The organism is Microbaculum mangrovi (assembly GCF_051390635.1).
GTDB lineage: Bacteria > Pseudomonadota > Alphaproteobacteria > Rhizobiales > Tepidamorphaceae > Microbaculum.
Genome location: NZ_JBPODT010000011.1, coordinates 1 through 20031, shown reverse-complemented (window position 1 = coordinate 20031; position 20031 = coordinate 1). Strand labels below are relative to the sequence as shown.

General features: G+C 55.7%; 18 protein-coding genes. 10 read left to right on the top strand and 8 right to left on the bottom strand.

What is annotated here, in order from left to right; translation table 11 throughout:
• Positions 1-268 precede the first annotated feature (268 nt).
• The gene (locus ACSF9G_RS23755) at positions 269-604 is read left to right on the top strand and encodes a DUF3768 domain-containing protein (protein ID WP_436644549.1); all 336 of its coding nucleotides are present in this window, start codon (positions 269-271) and stop codon (positions 602-604) included.
• Positions 605-689: 85 nt separating this feature from the next.
• On the opposite strand, the gene ACSF9G_RS23750 is transcribed toward ACSF9G_RS23755, so the two are convergent.
• Complete coding sequence (locus ACSF9G_RS23750; RefSeq protein ID WP_436644548.1) at positions 690-1817, bottom strand: CHC2 zinc finger domain-containing protein; 1128 nt, start codon at positions 1815-1817, stop codon at positions 690-692.
• Between the two features lie 394 nt (positions 1818-2211).
• Between ACSF9G_RS23750 and ACSF9G_RS23745 the strand changes: the two genes are divergently transcribed.
• Positions 2212-3429: a type IV secretory system conjugative DNA transfer family protein gene (locus ACSF9G_RS23745; RefSeq protein WP_436644547.1), complete on the top strand. Its 1218-nt coding sequence runs from the start codon at positions 2212-2214 to the stop codon at positions 3427-3429.
• Between the two features lie 36 nt (positions 3430-3465).
• On the opposite strand, the gene ACSF9G_RS23740 is transcribed toward ACSF9G_RS23745, so the two are convergent.
• Positions 3466-3882 carry a hypothetical protein gene (locus ACSF9G_RS23740; protein ID WP_436644546.1) on the bottom strand — a complete coding sequence of 139 codons (417 nt, stop codon included), beginning with the start codon at positions 3880-3882 and terminating at the stop codon, positions 3466-3468.
• A 209-nt stretch (positions 3883-4091) separates the two neighbouring features.
• Here ACSF9G_RS23740 and ACSF9G_RS23735 point away from each other — a divergent pair, with 209 nt between their 5' ends.
• From ACSF9G_RS23735 to ACSF9G_RS23715, 5 genes are all read left to right on the top strand, one after another.
• Complete coding sequence (locus tag ACSF9G_RS23735; RefSeq protein ID WP_436644545.1) at positions 4092-4805, top strand: hypothetical protein; 714 nt, start codon at positions 4092-4094, stop codon at positions 4803-4805.
• Positions 4806-4807: 2 nt separating this feature from the next.
• Positions 4808-6643 carry a type IV secretory system conjugative DNA transfer family protein gene (locus ACSF9G_RS23730; RefSeq protein WP_436644544.1) on the top strand — a complete coding sequence of 612 codons (1836 nt, stop codon included), beginning with the start codon at positions 4808-4810 and terminating at the stop codon, positions 6641-6643.
• A 27-nt stretch (positions 6644-6670) separates the two neighbouring features.
• On the top strand, positions 6671-7666 hold the full coding sequence (locus ACSF9G_RS23725; RefSeq protein ID WP_436644543.1) for a replication-relaxation family protein: 996 nt from the start codon (positions 6671-6673) through the stop codon (positions 7664-7666).
• Positions 7667-7680: 14 nt separating this feature from the next.
• The gene (locus tag ACSF9G_RS23720; protein WP_436644542.1) at positions 7681-8127 is read left to right on the top strand and encodes a DNA translocase FtsK; all 447 of its coding nucleotides are present in this window, start codon (positions 7681-7683) and stop codon (positions 8125-8127) included.
• A gap of 466 nt (positions 8128-8593) precedes the next feature.
• Positions 8594-9577 carry a zinc-ribbon domain-containing protein gene (locus tag ACSF9G_RS23715; RefSeq protein ID WP_436644541.1) on the top strand — a complete coding sequence of 328 codons (984 nt, stop codon included), beginning with the start codon at positions 8594-8596 and terminating at the stop codon, positions 9575-9577.
• A gap of 114 nt (positions 9578-9691) precedes the next feature.
• Here the strand turns inward: ACSF9G_RS23715 and ACSF9G_RS23710 are convergent, their stop codons facing one another.
• Together ACSF9G_RS23710 and ACSF9G_RS23705 are read right to left on the bottom strand one after the other, a co-directional pair.
• Positions 9692-10570: a macro domain-containing protein gene (locus tag ACSF9G_RS23710; protein WP_436644540.1), complete on the bottom strand. Its 879-nt coding sequence runs from the start codon at positions 10568-10570 to the stop codon at positions 9692-9694.
• Positions 10570-11070, bottom strand: coding sequence for a TIR domain-containing protein (locus ACSF9G_RS23705; protein ID WP_436644539.1), 501 nt, complete (start codon positions 11068-11070; stop codon positions 10570-10572). The genes ACSF9G_RS23710 and ACSF9G_RS23705 overlap by 1 nt, the downstream gene beginning before the upstream one ends.
• A 637-nt stretch (positions 11071-11707) precedes the next feature.
• On the opposite strand from ACSF9G_RS23705, the gene ACSF9G_RS23700 reads away from it, so the two are divergent.
• On the top strand, positions 11708-14530 hold the full coding sequence (locus ACSF9G_RS23700) for a class I SAM-dependent DNA methyltransferase (RefSeq protein WP_436644538.1): 2823 nt from the start codon (positions 11708-11710) through the stop codon (positions 14528-14530).
• Here ACSF9G_RS23700 and ACSF9G_RS23695 read toward each other — a convergent pair.
• The 3 genes from ACSF9G_RS23695 to ACSF9G_RS23685 all read right to left on the bottom strand — a co-directional run bounded on the left by ACSF9G_RS23695 (position 14527) and on the right by ACSF9G_RS23685 (position 16831).
• On the bottom strand, positions 14527-15129 hold the full coding sequence (locus ACSF9G_RS23695; protein WP_436644537.1) for a tyrosine-type recombinase/integrase: 603 nt from the start codon (positions 15127-15129) through the stop codon (positions 14527-14529). The two genes, ACSF9G_RS23700 and ACSF9G_RS23695, sit on opposite strands and share 4 nt — an antisense overlap.
• A gap of 734 nt (positions 15130-15863) precedes the next feature.
• Entirely contained in the window at positions 15864-16163 is a 300-nt protein-coding gene (locus ACSF9G_RS23690) for a hypothetical protein (protein ID WP_436644536.1), read from the bottom strand.
• A gap of 14 nt (positions 16164-16177) precedes the next feature.
• Positions 16178-16831, bottom strand: a complete 654-nt coding sequence (locus ACSF9G_RS23685; protein ID WP_436644535.1) for a division plane positioning ATPase MipZ — start codon at positions 16829-16831, stop codon at positions 16178-16180.
• A gap of 127 nt (positions 16832-16958) precedes the next feature.
• Between ACSF9G_RS23685 and ACSF9G_RS23680 the strand changes: the two genes are divergently transcribed.
• On the top strand, positions 16959-17690 hold the full coding sequence (locus ACSF9G_RS23680) for a helix-turn-helix domain-containing protein (RefSeq protein WP_436644534.1): 732 nt from the start codon (positions 16959-16961) through the stop codon (positions 17688-17690).
• A gap of 15 nt (positions 17691-17705) precedes the next feature.
• Positions 17706-18053 carry a helix-turn-helix domain-containing protein gene (locus ACSF9G_RS23675; RefSeq protein ID WP_436644533.1) on the top strand — a complete coding sequence of 116 codons (348 nt, stop codon included), beginning with the start codon at positions 17706-17708 and terminating at the stop codon, positions 18051-18053.
• A 200-nt stretch (positions 18054-18253) separates the two neighbouring features.
• Here the strand turns inward: ACSF9G_RS23675 and ACSF9G_RS23670 are convergent, their stop codons facing one another.
• A complete protein-coding gene (locus ACSF9G_RS23670; RefSeq protein WP_436644532.1) occupies positions 18254-19033 on the bottom strand; it encodes a replication initiation protein in 780 nt (259 codons plus the stop codon).
• Positions 19034-20031: the final 998 nt, after the last annotated feature.

Genomic DNA, 20031 nt, shown 5'->3' with positions numbered 1-20031 from the left:
ACCGTCGCGGCGTAGCCGCGGCACTCAGCACCGTATTCCTAGAAACCTATGTTTCTAGGTTCGTATTAACCGCGCGGTTGCGCGGTTTTCGTGTTCGGTGCCTGCCTGCATCGCTCCATTGTACTGCGCACCCTCATCCGTCAAGCCACTCGGGAAACCCGTCGGGCATTGACCGCCGAGCCTCTCTCACAGTGCTGCCCTCGCTCGTGCAGGCTGGCACTACCAGCGTGTGCGGTCGAACCTTACAAGCCTTTCAGCTCTTCACATCATGGAACATGACGAACAGCGATCGGCGCGCATTGCACGCCTCAACGACGCGCTCCGCGCGACCTTTGCAGGTGGCAATGTCGTAATCACGAACGGCGTCGCGGCCTTGCCGCCTGACACCCTCGACCGCCTCTACATGGCGGTTCGAGGTGATACGCCGTCGCCCGAGAACGATCCCTACGGTGAGCGTGACTTCGGCGCCGTGACTGTTAAAGGCGAGCGGTATTTCTGGAAAATCGACTATTACGACCAGAACCTCGAATACCATTCGGAGGATGCCGCAGATCCACACAAGACCCGCCGCGTCCTCACAATCCTTCGTGCCGACGAGTACTAAGCGATAACCCCGCCAAACGGCGGGGTTTTGTCGTGTTTCGTGAGCAGCAAAAAAGCCCCACCAGGATGACCTGGCGGGGCGTGTGTCAGTGCTCCGTAGGGGAGGGGAGTACATCCTCCGTGAGCCGTTGCAGGAGCTCAAAGAGCTCCTGTTCAGGCGCCCGATGCGGCTTGAAGCCGTCAGGCACTTCGGCCGCGCGGACGTAGGTGTGCGTTGCCACCAGTTCCGCAGCGACCGAGAGGGCGCCCTTCCGTCCTGGTTCATCGCCATCAAACATGACGATGATCCGCGACGGTTGGAGTGAGGCGACGAGCTCGACCTGTTGCGGCGAGATCGAGCGCCCCATCGGGGACACCGTTGGAATGCCGATGCGGTCAAGCCGCATGGCCGAGAAGTAGCTTTCGACCACGACGAGCACACCCGTGTGCTCATCCCGCATCCGTGCCGCGGCTCGGTGCAGGTTGAAGAGCTCGAGCTCCTTCCGAAATCCAGGCGGGAGCTTGTATTTCGGTTCATCCTCGGGCGCTACGTCGGCCGGAAACCGGCCGCAGTACGCGACGAGTTCGCCGCGCGCATTGTGAATGGGGATCACGAGGCGACCCTTCATCATGCCGCGCGTTGCGATACCGAGCCCGAACGCCTCGATGAGTTCCGGCGTGATGCCGCGCTCCGTAAAGAACGGATGCTCGAGCTCGAGGTTCTTGAGCTCGAAGGTGAGCGGCCGATTGTACGGCACGCCGTCCTCCTCGCTCTCCTCGTGCTGTTCTGACGCGCTAGGAGCGTCAGATTCGGCCGAATAGGGGGCGGCGGCGCCATTCTTAGCTGATTGAGGAGTACGCCTCTCAGCGTTCGATTTTGAGCGCCTGGCGCCCTGTCCTCGTTCGGACTTCGGCTTATGGCCGTGTCCTGGCGCAGTCTCGATGCCGCAGATCGAAGCGAGCGTGATTGCCGCATCGCGAAGGTTGTCGCTTCCTTCCATTGCTTTGACAAACTCGAGGATGTTGCCGCCCGCGTCACACGGGAAACAGTTGTACAAGTTCCGCTCCGTGTTGATTTTGAGCGACGGCTTGTGATCCTCGTGGAAGGGGCAGATCGCTTTGAACTGTCCGGCCTTCGTGCCGTCCTTTTCAAGCGCGATGCCATAGTGCGTGAAAACCGCCTCAAAATCGGCATGTTCACGTACAAATTTGAAGTCAACGCGTTGTGCAGGCATAGCTTAAAATCCTCCAATACTTGACGAGCGCAAGTACATCTCGGCGAATACTACGCGTGTCGCAAGTATTGTCAAATATACACAGACCTTTTTACTGCTAAGCCCTTTCTTCGTCCTATACTGCGATTAAGCAGACAGAAATTTTGCTTCGTACCTCAAAGTCAGCCCCGCCCCACACTCCTCTCCGCCCACACTTTCGGGTTCGCGAGCAAGGCACATCGCACGGTACGAGGAATGTTGCGCGTTCGACAATCGGCATGAACGCGCCCTGGCTCTCTGGTGCCCGCCGATTTGTGCACCAGAGCCCAGGCTGCGGCGTGGCTGGCTTTGGCTTATGGAGCGAGAGGGACTTTGCTTAGGGAAACGTGAGGTGTGGGGCGGAACGCAGCCGCTCGTGCTTTCACGTACCGATCGGCGCCGGCACCTGTACCTCATCGGACAGACCGGCACCGGCAAATCGACCCTCTTGCGCGAACTCATCGCCCAGGACATCGAAGCTGGGGAGGGGATTGCGCTCATCGACCCGCACGGCGACCTGGCGCACGACGTACTCGCTCGCGTCCCACCCCGACGCATCGACGACGTGGTGTTGCTCGACCCTTCCGACATTGCGCATCCGGTTGGCCTCAATCCGTTCTACCGCGTGCCCGCAGACGAACGTGCGCTCGTCGCCGGCAACCTGGTCGCGTCGATGAAACACATCTGGCGCGACAGTTGGGGGCCGCGGCTCGAGTACATCCTCTACAACGTGATCGCGGCAACGCTCGAGGCACCTGACCACGTACGGCCGTCCATTCTTTCGCTGCCGCTCATCCTGGTGCGCCCTCAGTACCGTGCGAAGGTACTTCGACACGTCGAAGATCCGCGTGTGCGGAGCTTCTTCAAAGACGAGTTTGAGACCTGGAACGAGCGCCTCCTCATCGAGTCGCTCTCACCCGTTCAAAACAAGATCGGTGCCCTTCTTTCTAATCCGTTCATCCGCAACATACTCGGGCAGTGGCGCCCGTCGATCGACCTTGCCGACATCATGGAGCGCCGGAAGATACTCATCGTGCGGCTCTCCAAAGGAACGCTCGGCGAGGAGCCGGCAAACTTGCTCGGCTCACTCATCGCATCCGGTTTTCAACAAGCCGCTATGCGCCGCGCGAGCATCCCCGAGGCAGACCGTCGCGACTTCAACCTCTACATCGACGAGTTCCACAACTTCACGACGGACGCCTTCGCGAGCGTGCTCTCAGAGGCGCGCAAGTACGGGCTCACGCTCACCGTTGCGCACCAGTACCTCGAGCAGCTCAATGACGAAGTGCGCGCCGCCGTCTTTGGTAACGTCGGCAGCGTCGTGTCGTTTCGTGTGTCGGCGCCCGACGCCGAGCACCTGGCGCACGAGGTAGGGGAGTACGCGCCAGCAACCTTCCGCGACCTGGCGCGCGGTCAGATATGCGCGCGGCTCGTTGCAGATGGTGCGGCCGGCACGCCCTGCAGGGGCACGACCGAACCGGAGAACGCCCCGCGCTACGATCGCACGGCGACGATCATCGAACGATGCCGCCGACGAGATGGGAGGAAGCGTGCAGAGGTGGAGAAGCGCGTACGCTCCTGGCTCTCGCAATAAGAAAACCCCCGACCGGAGTCGGGGGCTAGGGGAACATTATTGGCGGTCGTCGAGCCTGAGTTGATAGAGCGCCGTTTGGCAAATCATGTCGCCATACTTGGCTTTCACCAGATTGCAGACCTTCCGCCACTGTTCGATGAACGCGTGATGGGCTTCATGATCCGGTACGCCATGTACGGTTGTTTGTTCGATGTACCAATCGGCGAGCTCTTCACGCGATTGCGCAAGTAGGCTCCGAGCCTTCTCTTGTTTTATCTCGTTCTCAGATGGCGGCCTGGCCGCCCCTGAAAAAACCTCGTCTAATACCGAATATCTCGCCACGGCCGGTACGATCGCTGCCTGTTGGCGCGGGCGATACCGTTTCTTTTGTCGAACGGTGACGATGAAAAGCAAAACGAACGACACGATGGCATAACCCACCACCATGCCCGTTACGAGCTTAAACGTTAGCATGAACCCCTCCGTTCCATCGGCTATGGACGCCCGACAATTCAGGCGACCAACTGCCGACAGGACGGCGCTATCTAGTTGACACTATGCCACATTTTCTTTATTTTTCAACACGTTAGAGAAATGGAGCGTCCGGCGTGAACGAACCAAGCTCCGAAAAGGTCTGCTCAAAGTGTGGCGGGACAGGTGTCGTGCAGATTGCGAGCCCTGGAATGCCGACGCCCCGTACCGTGACTTGTACGGAGTGTGCCGGCTTTGGTGGCACCCGCGGCACGCGCAGGAAGGCGACCGCGGTCGCCGTACGCGACGAGGCGCCGACCGACTTAGGTGAGATCCAATCAGCTTTGGATTCGATACGGGCACGGCCGGCCGGCTTGGTGATCCGGCAGCTCTCAGCGTTGTGGCGTGAGCGCCTGCTTTCGCGCGGGCAACGCCGCTACATCGCAGAGCGCCTCGGGCACAACAACGACACGATTAAATACATCGAAGGTGAGCTCGAGCTTTGGGCGAAGCTCATTGAGCGCAGCGAGTTCGACGAAGGGCATGAGCGCGCGCTTGCGCAGCAGCGCAAACAGGCGTCGCTCGTGGCCGAGCAAACGAAGCTCACCGAAGAGCAAATTAAGCTCGCGGAGAAGCAGGCAAAGCTCAGGGAGATACAGGAAGAGAGCGACAAAGAGAGCGCCCGCCGACAACGGGACGTGCGGGCACTCGATAACCCGCCGCGGTCAAAAGGCGATGCGCGACGTGAAGCGTATCGGAACATGGCGCGCTACGGCGCCAAAGGCCGGCATAGCATCATGGCCGAGGAAGTAATTGCCGACCTCATTGCAGAGCGTGGCGGTGAGGAGAACCTCACCGACGAGGATCGTGAGAACATCGCGCGGGCACGTCACCAAGCGGCGTACGACGACAGCGAGAGCAGGTAGCCATGTGCGCGAAGCGCATCCCCATTGGTACATCAAACCATCGGCGGGTGTACTTCGACCCCGAACGACGCTCGACGCACCTCCACGTCATCGGCGGGTCGGGGCAGGGGAAATCAAAGTTTCTCGAGCACCTCATACGGAAGGATATTGTCGCCGGTCATGGCCTGTGCCTCATCGACCCGCACGGCGAGCTGTGCGACGACATCATAAAATTCTGTGCCGACATTGGTGCCGACAAGTTTCGTCGCATCCACCTCGTTGACCCGAGCAATCCCGATTGGCGTTTTTCCTTTAACCCGTTAGCCGTGCGACCTGGCGAGAAGCCTCGCGATCGCGTGGACAACGTGATTGAGGCACTCGCCCAGGTGTGGGGCGGGGAAGACTCGCACGCGACGCCGGCGATCCGCATCACCCTTCGTGCTGTGCTTGCTGCGCTCATTTACTCGCATCAGACACTCGCAGAATCATTTCAACTCACCGGCTTAGATGACCCGGACGGCCGGCTTGCGTACATGGTTTCCAACATCAAAGACCCGAACACTCGCGAGCTGTGGCGAGGGTTCGACATTATGAAGAAGCGTGCACCTCGAGAGTTCATCACCGAGTTTGGGGGCATACGCCGGCGCCTCCTTGAACTCCTCGACGACCCCGAGCTCACGGAGATGTTCGGAACGCCCTCGAGTGCCATCGACTTCCGTCGCTGCATGGACGAGGACGAGATTGTGCTCGTCAATCTGTCCGCCCGCGGCATCGGAGCAGACCGTGCCCGCGCGCTCGGTGCGCTCATTGTGCGTGAGCTGTTCTACGTTGCGAAGCAGCGCGACACGACGCACGCCAAAGCGCACCCCTTCTATCTCTACATCGACGAGTGCGGCGAGTACCTCACGGCCGACGTTGCCGATCTCCTCGCACAGACGCGCAAGTATGGCCTCCACGCCATCCTGGCGCACCAGTGGCTCGAGCAGCTCCGCGAGCAGAGCCCTGGTATCTACGCCGCTGTCATGGCGATACAGAACAAGGTGGTGTTCGGCGGTCTTTCCGACGCCGACGCAACCTTGATGGCTGACGAGCTTTTCCGCACCGAGTACGACCTCCAAATTCCTGTGGAGGCGCTGACGAAGGAGACCGTCGTCGGCTACGCGCGCACCTGGCTCAATCAGTGGAGCGAGTCAGAGAGCAGCAGCGAGACAGAGAGTGAAGCGTCTAGTGAATCGTGGAGCGAGTCGGAGAGTGTGGGGATGAGTGAAGGCGCGTCGCATGGCTCATCCGAAAGCTCAGGTGACGGCACGAGCTCGAGTAACACCTACGACAAAGACGGCTATCCGGTTGGGGTTGTCCAGGGCTCTAGCTCGAGTGCCGGCGAGAGCACGAGCTCGGGTACGAGTTGGAGCATGAGCAGGAGTGCCGGCTCGAGTACCTCATCAGGACGCACAACCACAAGCGCATCGACGCACGCACGTGGATCCTCTCGCGGACAATCCGAGACACTTATGCCCATTCTCGAGAACCGTGTCGGCGCCGTGCATGGCCTTGAGAACGTCCGCCACATGGCCGTCGCGCGACTTCGGAGCATCCCGAAACAGAATGCCGTCGTCAAAGGCCCTGGCGTGCCGAGCTTTGATATCGCGACGTTCCATGTGCAGGAGCCGATCGTGCCCGACAGCGTGGTGGCGTCCTTCAAGAAGCGGATCATGGAGGCGAGCCCCTACGTGTTGCCCGCCGGTCTAGCCGCAAAGACACTCGAGACGCGCGAGCTCGAGCTTGTGCGGATTGCCGGCGAGTACCGTTTGCCGCCCCCTCAGAACGAGGAGGACGAGGAGAGCGCATTCCTGGGATGAGCGTGCGCTGTTTGCTAGAATATTCCTATGGCAACCGTCCGCGCTCCCTCACCTCGATTCAAGCGGCCAAAGGCACGGCCGAACGTTCAGCTCACAGAAGATGACCTCGCTATTTTGTGGCAGGTGTACCGGCACCGTGTGATCGACGCCGAGAGCATTCGCTCTCTTTTTCCTAACCGTTCAGAGCAGCAGCTCACGCGCCGTTTGCGCGCGCTCTACGACGCGCAGTTTCTTGACCGGCCGCGGCAGCAGAACAGCACCCGCCGCCAGGTCGCGGGATCATCGCCGATGGTCTACGCGCTCGACAGGGAAGGAGCACGCCTCTTGCGCGACGAGCACGGCGCAATCGTCGGCAGCGATCGGTGGGCGCAGAAGAACCGCGAGCTCCGCGGGCACAACATCGAGCACGCGCTCGAGACAACGCGCTTCATGGTCGGGCTCGAGCAGGCAGTGCGACGACGCCCTGCGCTCGAGCTGATTCACTTCGACGAGATCCTACACGGCGCGCCACGTCAGCGGACGAGCGCACGCCGGCAGGACACGACCATACGCACGCGCATGGACTGGCACGGGTACGGAGAGGAAGAGGGGACAGCACCCGATCAGATTTTCGGGCTGCGCTACCTCGACAAGCCGGACGGACAGAACCGCCGCTTTCTCTTTCTCGAGATCGACCGCGGCACCGAGACCATTCTCCCAGGGGAGCGCAAGCTCAAATCGCGGAGCTTCTTTCGCGACACATCCGTGATGCGGAAGTTCGTGGTCTACGCCCAGGCATTCCGCAATGAGGCACACAAGGACACGTTCGGGATTCCGGTGTTCCAGGTGCTCACGGTGACGACGAACCCCGCCCGCGTCATTGAGATGCAGCGTGCCTTTGAGCAGCACCTTGCCGTGCGGCCGTATGTTGTGAAGCCGGGGCTGTTCTTGTTCACGGACTTTGAGACGATCGCCAGGCACGACGGTGATCTGTTGTCCGTGCCGTACGTGAACGGGGGAGGGAAGGAGGTGTTAATCACGTAACAGCAACTCGACTTATGCATAGTAAAAACAAATACACCGGAGAAATTTTACTTGGCGGCGGTCTGATACTCGCTGCGTATAACTATTTTCTACAGCCAGGTGAGCAGTGTGACAATTTCGATATTGTCCAACAGTGCGCAATCCCAGAGTTTTATTATTACGCCTCCATTCTCGTAGTGGTTGGAGCTCTTGTTCTTTACAATAGGAAATCAAATACAGAGGACGGCATCGCCCCAATCGGCGCAGAAGATCCATTTGATTCCGATGATGAGTTATATGACGACGTTAAAGCAGCGGTCATCGACGCCGGAAAAGCATCGACATCATATTTACAGCGCAAGTTTCGTATTGGGTATTCGCGTGCAGCGGCACTCATAGATAGACTAGAAGATGAAGGTATTGTTGGCCCAGCGGAAGGGGGCAATCCTCGTACTGTGATTAAATCAGATGCAGAATTTTAAAGCCGAGAAAGCAACCCAAACAAAAGAGGTTTACAGTGAGATTCATACTGACACTCGAGGCTAGTCTGAGCGTCACAAACTTTCTTTGATTCACAGGATTTTATACCGAGTAGAAGTAGCAGTGTGATAACAATAATTGCCAGCACGCTGTTTAATAGGATTTTTCCATAACGACGTGCCTTTTGTTTCTTATCCGGTTTCTGGTTCAAAAATGTGTCCTCGAACCATTTGACCTCGCCCAGGTACTCTTCCATCCCCTTCACGAATGCGTCCACCGCTTCGGGGCTCTCCTTGCGGAGATCCTCCAAAGTCTGCACGTCTTGCTTGTTCGCGTTCGGAGAAGAATTTTTCTTTTGCTTAGGCATAAGTAATGTATTTCTAGTTGAAGTACAGGTCACTAGACGAATACAAACCTAGAGAGTAATGTTAACACTATCATCCTTATAACATATAAAATCCCCAAATCATGTATTGCACACAATGCGGCGCAAAGAATGATGATTCAGCGAAATATTGCACACAATGCGGTCAGTCTATAGAAGCACCGCAGCCACAAAATTCCGGGGTCACAGAAGCGCCTTCTGATGCATCATATAAGCGCCCAAGGAGAGCACTTTATTACGCGCTTTTGCCGGTATGGGTATTTCTCGGAACAATTGTATTTTGGGGATTCGTAAATATTATCGGCGGCAGCTCAGGGAATCCATCTAAGTTTGTATTGTTTGTTAATAACACATTGGTGCCATTACTCTTTTCTCTTTCGCTATTAGCGCTCCCAATATTCATAATATATGGAATTGTTGTAAACAACCGACATTACGACGGCACTATAAAGTGCGGTAATTGCAATTATGTTGGCATGGGAGCACCAGGACGAAGTACGTGGGCACAAGTCCTCGTCTGGATAGCATTCTTCTTTTTCTGGCCGATCACCTTAATCTATTACGTCGTCACTCGTCCGTACGTGTGTCCTAAATGCGGATCGAGTTTTGTTGCATTAAAGGATAAGAGTGGTGCGTTTGGAGTTGCTAAAGCCGGCAACACAACCTTGGTTGTCACTATTGCCGTATTTGCTTCGGTCATTGTAATAGGGATACTTGCATCAGTCATACTGGCATCTCTCAATTCAGCGCGGGAACTAGGTGAAAAAGCGCGGCTCAAAGCAAATATAAGTAGCATGAGAGAAAAAGCAGAAATCTATTACACAAACAACGAAAATGATTACACTGGCTTTTGCAGCGAAACAATTGTCCGAATGCAATTACAGGAATCAACAAGTGCGAGCGGGGGGCATTATGTGTGCAACGACACAACGAATGGCTATGTAATTTCAGTACCGCTAGGTGAAGGACGGTACTTCTGTGTTGACGCGTGGGGCAACGCGCTAGACGTGAGAACTATGGTCACGAACCAGACAGCGTGTCCCCCAGCATCGACCTTATCGTTGTAGCCGCAGGCGTGGCGGATCATGTGCGGATGTACCATTGAGCAGTGTCATGGGTCGCGAATTAAATGTTGTGCGACCCTAATTATATGGCTTTTTAACGCCCTATTATGCTCTCTTTTAAACGTGCAGGCTTTGACTTAGATAATCTCGAATCTCGAATAAATTGACGCCAAAACTCTCAGCATCAGAAGGACTGACATAAATAATTAGTTTGTTGGAGAAAACACGATCTCTAGATGCATCGGCGAACGACTGGGCGATCCGTTCCACCATTTTCTTACGAGGGATATTCAGCCGTCCGCGCCCTGTGCCCATGATTGGGATTGCTATGTCACCCAACTCCCCGCTCTCAGCCATGTAATTCCATAACTTCTCAAGGGCCGTGTCTACCAATCTCACATTGGTTTCAGCATTCCCTGCTTCACTCATATGAGCCATGGCGCACAAATAAAAGTTCTTGTCTGCCACCCGCACACGCGCCACTTCACCAATGGAGTATTTTTTCGTCTTACCCTTCCCCCGCTCAATCTCACTATAAGGTCTGTCTTTCAGAGACGCCTCTATCTGTCGGTCTAGCTCGTCAATGTTGCCGGAAAAGAAGCGCTCGGTCATTTGTCCTTGGAGGCTGTTCTCAGCGATCAGTCCCCCTTGTAAGTCTGTGTCAAAAGTTGTGTTGGAGCTGATTACAGTTTCTGCATTTGCGCCAAAAATATCCCCTATTTTTACCTCAAAACAAAAGTCCTTTCGAGGCACCTTATACGATATCGCCAGAACCGGCCGCCGTGAAAAAATTACATAAACTACTGCGGCAACGACGATTAGAATGGGAGACCATTTAGGATATACAGCCTTTGAAACGACACCAAAGAAATCCAATATCTCTATAAGTAAATAGAGAGCGCCTATTGCTGAGAAGAACGATCGCAGTGAGTGTTTTGAAAATAGCGCATATCGCCAAAACGACCAGGTTCGGAACGAACTCACACGGTAGCTCATTATATATTTAGCTCTTTATATACGGACTCTTTGTAATTATACGGCCCCGTATCGCCGTTTGTTTGATGACGTTTGTACGATTCGGGCCAATTGTTCATCGCATACTCTATGATTTTCGCACCAAATGGCACGTAAATAACTAATTCGTCTTTTATAGCGGCAGGGCATTCGCTGGTCCGCACCCGGCTTCCATTGAGATTTACGCCAATGATTGGCATGTCGAGCCGAAGAGCCGACTCCATTTCCCACTGCACGAATTTTCGAAGGAAGCGAGTTTTTTCGCCTATAAGGACAATCATTAGCTTTGAATTCGCCAGGCGCTCGCGGAGTTGCCGCTTGATGCTTTCTTCCTGGCTCGTATCACGTGCCGTATTTAGATCGTGCGCATTGTAGAAGTCGAAACTTACTTTATCACTCTCGACCCAGGCCAGCATCATTCGATAATAATGCATGTCTGTGTCGCCGTCGAAGCAGACATATGTTTTATTGCGATAAGCCATATCACTGTGCCTTTGCTGGCAATCTACCACGCGCGAAGCAAATCGTCCAAATACTCTTCGGCTCACTCATGGAAATATGTGTAGCCAACAAAATTGTGGATCGTCAGTGCCTCAGTTAGAGCCGGATGGCTCTTTTGTTCTTCCTCACCCGTACCTAATCGCCGTCTCGGTGAGCTCCATTGTACAGACGCGTCAAGCCGCGGGGGCATTGACGATCGCCTGTGTGGTCGCCTGAGCCGAGCGGCGTTTAGATCGCTTTGGCCTATCAATTCCCCGCTATGACATACATGCACGCAATTGATGCCCGCCTTCGCGAACTCTTCCGCGAAGTCGAGAGCGATCCATCTCGCGTTGATGGCGCCGTGAGCTTCATCAAGGACGAGATACTTGCGAGCTACCGACGCGGCCAGGAAGCCGCACGGTCACGCCGCAAGCGGGCATTCCAGCCGGTACGCCCTTCACTGCCCGTCCAGTAGGACGAACAGAAACCCCGCCAGGCGGCGGGGTTTTTTCGTGCTCGGGGTGAGGGTTTGTAAGGCATTCAGCCTGCAATCTAGCCACTCATCAGATTCGCTTTTTCGTTGCACGCGAGTCACGTTGCGACTCACGCGATTCCCCTGCTGCCGGGTGGTACAATATGGCTGTTAGCTACACTAACCCCTCATCTATGCGTCTGAGTTGGAATGAAATTCGAGTCCGTGCCGCCACATTTGCTGAGGAATGGAAAGACGCCCGTTACGAGAAGGGAGAAACTCAAACCTTCTACAATGAGTTTTTCGAGATTTTTGGTGTCACGCGTCGCCGCGTTGCGAGCTTCGAGGAGCCGGTAAAAAAGCTCGAGGCCCGTTACGGCTTCATCGACCTCTTTTGGAAAGGCGTGCTCCTCGTTGAGCAGAAGAGCGCCGGCCGCGATCTCACCAAAGCAAAGACGCAGGCGTTCGACTACTTCCCCTGGCTCAAGGAAAGTGACCTCCCCCGCTTCGTGCTGGTAAGCGACTTTCAGACGTTCGAACTCTACGACCTCGACGAGGGGACTGAGTTTCACTTCACCCTGGCCGAACTGCCGGATCACATCGAGGCGTTCGGCTTTGTCATCGGCGTGCAGAAACGCACGTTCCGTGACCAGGATCCCGTCAACATCGCCGCGTCGGAGCTCATGGGTCGGCTCCACGACGCGCTCAAAGATTCCGGCTACACCGGCCACGACCTCGAGCGTTTCCTCGTTCGCCTCCTCTTCTGCCTGTTTGGTGACGACACCGGCATTTTCGAGCCGCGTGACATTTTCCTCGAGCTCATCACGGAGCGCACGCGTGAGGATGGCAGCGACCTTGGCGCCTGGCTCTCGAGTCTCTTCGAGGTGCTCAATACGCCGATCGAGAAGCGGCAAAGGAAACTCGACGAGGATCTTGCCCGCTTCCCGTATGTGAACGGCGAGCTCTTCGACGAGCGGCTACGCATCCCGGCATTCGACAGCGATATGCGGAAGCTCCTCATCGAAGCCTGTGAGTTTTCGTGGGACGCCATTTCACCTGCTATCTTTGGCTCTCTTTTTCAATCCGTTATGGAGCCGGACGAGCGACGCGCCCAGGGAGCGCACTACACGACTGAGAAGAACATTCTCAAAGTGATCGAGCCACTCTTTCTCGACGAGCTTCGTGCGGAGTTTGAGCGGCTCAAAGCGCGCCGCGACACAGGCCGCGCCAATGCACTTGAACGCTTCCATGAGCGCCTCGGTGCCCTCACCTTTTTCGATCCGGCGTGCGGGTGTGGCAACTTCCTCATCATCTCATACCGCGAGCTGCGCACCTTGGAGATCGAGCTCCTTCACGAGCTCAATCCCCGCGGTCAACGCGTGCTCGACGTGACGACGCTTTCAAGGATCAACGTCGATCAGTTCTACGGCATTGAGATCGGCGAGTTCCCTGCTCGCATCGCCGAAGTTGCGTTGTGGATGATGGATCACATCATGAACAATCGGCTCTCGCTCGAGTTCGGCGAGGTATTTGCGCGCATCCCCCTGCGCGTGTCGCCGCACATCCATTGTGCGGATGCGCTCGAAATGGATTGGACGACAGTCCTCCCACCCGAACATTGCTCGTACATTCTCGGCAATCCGCCATTCATTGGTGCGAAGTACCAGACGAATGAGCAACGCGAGCAGGTTCGCCGCATTGCCGCGCTCGGCAAATCCGGTGGAACGCTCGACTACGTGACGGCGTGGTTCATCACCGCTGGTAGTTACATCGTGAACGATGAAACTCGCATTGGCTTTGTTGCGACGAATTCTATCACCCAAGGTGAGCAGGTGGCGCAGCTCTGGCCTATCTTGTTCGATCGCTGCAAGCTCGAGATTGCGTTTGCGCATCGGACTTTTGCATGGGGATCAGACGCTCGCGGCAAGGCCCATGTGCACGTAGTCATCATCGGACTTGCTAAGGCAGTGAGTGCGCCGAAGGACAAGCGGCTCTTCTCATATAGTGACATCAACGGCGAGCCTCATGAGAGCCGGCACTCTGCCTTGTCGCCATACCTCTTTGATGCTGGCAGACTCTCTAACCCTCACCTGATTGTGCAAGAGACCGGGAAACCAATGAACAGCTTCCCGAAGCTATTGAGTGGCTCGCAGCCCATCGACAACAGGAACTACATTTTTAACGTGGAACAACGCACTGAGTTCTTAGCTCAGGAGCCAGGCGCCGCTGCGTTCCTAAGGCCATACGTTGGCTCACGAGAGCTGATCAATGGCGGGCAGAGGTGGATCTTAGCTCTTCAGAATGCGACACCGGCTCAGCTTCGCGCTTTGCCGAAGGTTGTGGAGCGTATGAGAGCCGTGAAGGCTTATCGCTTGGGACGCAATAGAACGAGTACATTAGCAATTGCCAATTACCCCGAGAAATACAACGTCGAGGTAATCCCAACAGCCCCTTTTCTTGTTATTCCGAAGGTAAGCTCAGAACGACGCGAATATGTCCCTATTGGTTGGATGGACGCGCCCACCATCCCAAGTGATCTAGTGTTTGTGCTGAAAGATGCGACGAAGACAAATTTTTGCTTGCTGACTTCGGCCATGCACATGAGTTGGCTTCGGCACATTGGTGGAAAGTTAAAGAGCGACTACAGGTATTCTATTGGCCTCGTCTACAACACGTTTCCCGCCCCTGGTATCGACGACAAAGCCGCACAGAATTTGGAAAAGCTCGCTGATGATGTACTCAATGCGCGTGCCACTCATCCGGGCTCATCGTTCGCCGATCTCTACGACCCCGATACTATGCCGGCCAATCTGCGTAAGGCGCATCAGGCGCTCGACCGTGCCGTTGACCGCCTCTATCGACCGAAGCCATTTACTTCTGATCGCGAGCGCGTAGAGCACCTCTTTGGCCTTTATGAAAAAATGGTAGCCCCGCTTACGGCAAAGCCGAAGGCGAAGCGACGCCGCGCAAAGAAGGCCGACGCCTAATCACTCCAAAAATCTTTGAATCGCTCGGCCGAGAGCTGCATGTAGCCGACCGTGTTCTGAATGTTCCGGTGCCCCATGTAGAGCTGTATGGCGCGGGTGTCCCTTCCCTCATTCGCGAGCTTGTAGCCGCAGGCGTGGCGGATCATGTGCGGGTGCACGGTGAACGGAAAGCCGGCCGCCTCCCCTGCCCTCCGCACCATCTTGCGGAACCCTTCCGCGGTCATCGGGGCGCCGCGCTCACTGAGGAAGAGGTAGCGATTGTGTGGCTCTTCACGCTCGAGCTTCCGTAGCGCGCGAAGCTCAGAGCCGCCGAGCGGGTGCACGCTCGGTATTCCATTCTTCAACCTGTTCACATGAACGGTCGCCTGCTTCATGTCGAGCTGATCCCACCGGAGGCCGCACAGCTCGCTTGCTCGCAAACCGTGCCTGAACGCGAGCAAGATCATCGTTGCGTCTCGGTGCCCTCGCCTGTTCGACCTGGCCGCTTTCATCAGGCGATCGACTTCGTTCGGTGTGAGGTACTCGCGCGATCGGAGTTCTGCATTCGCTTTGCGAATTGGAACTGTCCGGTTTTCAGTGTTTGGGGCTTTGCTCGACATATATATGAGAGCCAGGCAGCACGTAGAGCGCCGGCCGGTGACTGTCCTGTTTATGGTTATTTTACGGACAGTTTAGCACACCCTCCCCTGCCCTATGCGCAGTTGTCCCGACGCCTACAGCTTGCCGCCGCGTCTAACAGAGCTTGGCAACGCCAATGCCTCCCGATCTTTCGTACACGTCAGGATCAAACACTGTGTCGCGCTCGCAGTGCGGGCAGCGGATCGCGCACGCTTTTTTTCTCGTACACGCGGGGTGATTGCAGTCCTCAAGTGCGGAGTGTGACCACGTAAATCTCATTCTGTTTATGTTCCCGCACCATCCGCACTCCCAATTGGAATATAGATTTATTATTTGCCCACAATTCGGATGCGGACATTGATATGTGTAATCGGCAACGGGGCCTATGAAATAGTCGGACAGTAAGAGGCCAGGGCCAAGTCCAGCGAGTAGCATCGACATTATTAGTAATGTCAGTAGGGTTTCAACCCAATTCGGTATATTGCTGATACCGGAGGTAATAAAAATTATTATTGCTGCTGCACAGATCATGAGAACAACACCGGCAGCTAAAACAATCAAAAAGGTAATAATGAATTTGCGAACGGTGCGTGCCTTATTGTGCAGAATCCGCTGCTGCTGATTCCGCATGTACTCCTGGTAATAGTTGTGCGCGTCGTCGTGGTGCCGGTGTTCCATCGCCCCCTCACACCAGTTGTGCCCCTGGTGCTTTTTGTTACTCCCCTCCCCTCCTCTCTTTGCGAAGGTCGAGGAGATCGTCGTCGGTGACGTTCAATCCTTTTTCTTTTAACGCGTTCAGGATGAATGCGCGCATGGTCATGTCGGCATCGTCCGCCAGGCGCGCGAGCTCTTTGCGCAAACTCTTCCGCAGTCCGAACGAGAACTGCACGACCGGCTCGTGATGCGCGGGTGCCTTCGGCTTTGCCGCCGCCGCATCACGCGTGCTTTGTGTCGGGAGTGAACGTGCGAGTTCCGCGAGGTTTGCGTTGACGCTCTTCAAGTCCTTCCGGCTCATAGCTTCGTAGGTTCCTATGAAGCTAGTTTCGTTTTGAGTGTCGGCACGCCGGCAAGTGCGACGACCTCATCCATGAGGAAGTCAATTTGTGATCCGGCCGTGCCGCGATCGGGAACGTGTCCGGTGAACGTCATCTCTTTGAACGCGACGAGCCGGTGCAGCTTCGTCGGCATGAGCGGCAGCTCGTGCTTCTCGAGCTCCGCAAGGATGTGCTCCCCGATGTTCGTGTACGGTTGGTAGTCGGTCAGCACGACGCGCATCGTGATGTCACGTCGCATGAGTTGCGACGCGCTCTTCACGAGCCCTGCTGTTTTGATTGCCTCGATAACGTCCGCACTCGAGAGCTGGACAGGTACGAGGACGAGATCAGCGCAACCGATCGCGAACACCGTCGCTTGCGTCGCAGCGCCGGCAGTGTCGATCACGACGACATCGTGCTGACGCTCGAGCTCTTCGACGAGGCCGACGAGTTTTGTCTCGTCGAGTTCGGCATGCATATCGATCGGGTACTTCGCGAACGTCCGCACCCAATCGCTCAGCGTGTGATTGTAGTCGGCATCGATCGCAGCGACCGAGTACCCGCGCTCGACGCTCGTGCCGAGAATGACTTCCGCCAGGGTCGTCTTACCGGCACCGCCCTTGCTCGTTGCAACCGTGATGACGCTCATCACTTCCCCACCGAATCATGTGCTGCGTATAGCTACCATGCTTCCTAGGAAGCAAAGAAATAGTAAATGAGGAAGCTAGTTACATAGGAACATATGAACCTGTGCACATCATCGGCCGGCGAGCTGAGTGCGCGTGCTACGCTATCGATATATGGAGCAATCCAACATCGGCACGCCGCGGCCGCAGCCAACATTCGGTGCACAAAATACGGCTGAGAAAAGCGCCGTGCAGCCGGATGCAGGTGAGGTGCAGGTGCATGCAGGTGCACCCGTCGATGAGAGTGAGTACACGGTTTCTGTGGATGAAATTCGAGCTCGCCTCTTCGAGCTCGGCATCGAAAAATCAAAGGACACCATTCAACGCTACTGCCGCGAGGGTGAGCTTGATGCAATCAAGCTCGGTATGTTTCGTCGGTACTTCGCTACCCCGACCTCTGTCGATCGCCTAGTCGAAAAGCTCGAAGGCGATGCAGGTGCAGGTGACGGCACGCAGGTGCATGCAGGTGAACGCACCAGTATGCAGGTGCATGCAGCACCTTCGAGTGAAGAGACATCCGAAACCGCGACGAAAAACAACGACCCGCACGCAGGTGCATCTAGCCGCACGCAGGTGCATGCAGGTGCATCCGAGGATGTGGAATTTTTGAAGGATCAGATCCGCGTGAAGGACGAGCAGCTTCGTGTGAAGGACGAACTCCTCGTCAACATGCTCGAGCGCGATCGTGAGACCAATCACTTGATCCGCGACCTTCACCAACTCCTCACAAAATCGCTCGCACTCCAAGCCGGACGCGATGAGCGCATCCATGATGCAAAGGAGGGTGTGGAGAACAACGGCGGGGAGGGTGCACCAGGTTAGTGCTATAATTTTTCTATGGGTGACTTTAGGTCGGTCGGGGGATTTGTCGATAAGTCGAAGTTTAAAAAGCGACCTCGCTATAGCGTTGTGCTCCACGACGTCCGTGAGAAGCTCGACATCTCTCTCAACACCTACGTGGTGATCGACAGCATCCATAAACTCTCGACGAGTGACCCTCGCTATCCGTACTGCATCATGTCGAAGGACGACCTGGCAGACTTTCTCCAACTTGGCCGCGCAACGGTATTCCGTTCGCTCCAAGAAGCGGAGAAGAAGGGTCTCATCGCTCGAGGCGAGCGTGGTGTCGTAGCGACTGACAAATGGATTAAGTCAGTCGAAATCTACGAAATAAAAAAACGGTAATCCGTAGTTCTTTGAAATAAAAATTGCTTCAATGATACGGTCAGTATCATTTTGAGACGGTGTGTATAAGTAACGATACGCCGTATCATTTTGAGATTAAATGCATCTCACTTTGAGACGTGATTAGTATCACTTTGATACTCAATAATAGTAAATAGTAGTAAATATTATTATTTACTTTTTAGAAAAAAGAATGAGGGTCAATTGAGTGGCAGCTCAGGTGCATCGACAACCGACTCAACTGTGTTCGTGATCCGTGCCTTGCGGCCGACGTGCGGACGCTGCGTTTCTGCATACGCTTGCTTCAGCTCGTCGAGATCCTTGTGCCACCAACCGACAAGGACGCCGACGACCCGCCGCCCTTGCTTGCGGGGGAGCACCTTCACGTTGAAGGCAGCGAGTGCGTTGATCTCCGTAATGGCCGGCTTGATCGCGTACTGGTTCAGGTTGCCGTACGTTGTGAGCTTGCCAGGAGGCACGCCAAGCAGCTCACGGAAGTCCTCGAGGCTGAACTCTTCGGAGAAGATATGCTCGAGACGTACGCGCCTGGCGATCGCTTCGTAGAGTGCGAGCGCATACTTCGTTGAGAAGGCACGCAGCACAGCGAGCTCGAGCTTCCCAAATACCGTGCTCTCTTTGAGGAGCGGCACGAGCCGCTTATCGAACGAGTAGGTGAGCGCACCGTGCCGGCGATCAGGATCACCCATGTCGTTACCGCCAAGCAGTGCCACCCGACGCGTGCGCCCGTCATGGAGCCGCACCATCACGATTGTTTTCATGAGCGCAATGATGCTGTCCTCGATACGCTCATTGCCTTTGTGGGTGCCGCGCAGGTCAGCGAGCGGTATCGTCCACTCGTAGCCCTCAATACCCATTTCCTTGCCGAAGGCATGGGCGAGGAGAATGTTGTAGAGGCGCCTGGCTGCAAGCGTCAGCCCCGCGGCGCCCGTTATATCGATAAGCTCGGCCGGCTTAATCATCTCGCCAAAACCAGGCGAGAGCTCGATCGTCCGTACCCGTGAAGTATTAGCTTTCGGGGGATTATCCACGGCCGCACCAAACGATTAGTTTGCGAATCGACCGTAGCTAATTTTTCACTGATCCGCCACTTGCATATGTGGCCGTAGGGGAGGGGAGTTGCCCCCAAAAACTAAGGGTACATCCCCCAGGTTCTAAGCGTTTGACCGCCCAAATCCCCCAAAAACTACGCGTGTATCACCCAATTTCTAATACTTTTTCCGCTAACACGTTGAAAAATAATACCTTTCTCCCACAGGAAGAAAGAAGATTCAGAAGAAAAAGAAGTTAGGAGCGCCGCCTCAAATGAGGCGATCGCTCTAAGCGGCGTTCGCCTACGGCGAACCCGTCTTTTAGTGTGCCTGCTATCAGGACAGGCAAGCGGGAAATCCCCCTAAAACTAATCGTTTTCGTGCTATGCTGAACGCACATGAGCATCGAAAGTGGCACAGAATGCCACTACAATTGACCCTACAAATATAGAATTGTAGGGTCGTTTTATTCGCAGACGGCGGCTAACGCCTTGTTTTAACTGCGAATTTGTTCCCCCGTGTTGTCGGTCTCGCGCCCGACCCCGAACGCTCTCCCTCCTACACACCTGGCTTTTACAAGACCATGAGTTTCGTCGGGCTTCGCGGCTCCGTCTCCCTGCTAACGCAAATAGGGAGAGCGTTCACCGCTTCGGGCTTGTCTGCGCACTTTTACAAGATGGTGCAGCCTGCGCCAGATCGTTCGGGGTCGGCCGCTCGACGACGCGACGGCGAAAAGCCCGTTCGTTGCCTCACGGTCGTTTCACCTGCTCTGTCGGCTTCCGACAACACGGGGGGATTACGTCCTGTACCCATCCGGGTACGAGGGGCGCTAGGCGGCGCCCTTTGTTGCTGACCGTCGCGGCGTAGCCGCGGCACTCAGCACCGTATTCCTAGAAACCTATGTTTCTAGGTTCGTATTAACCGCGCGG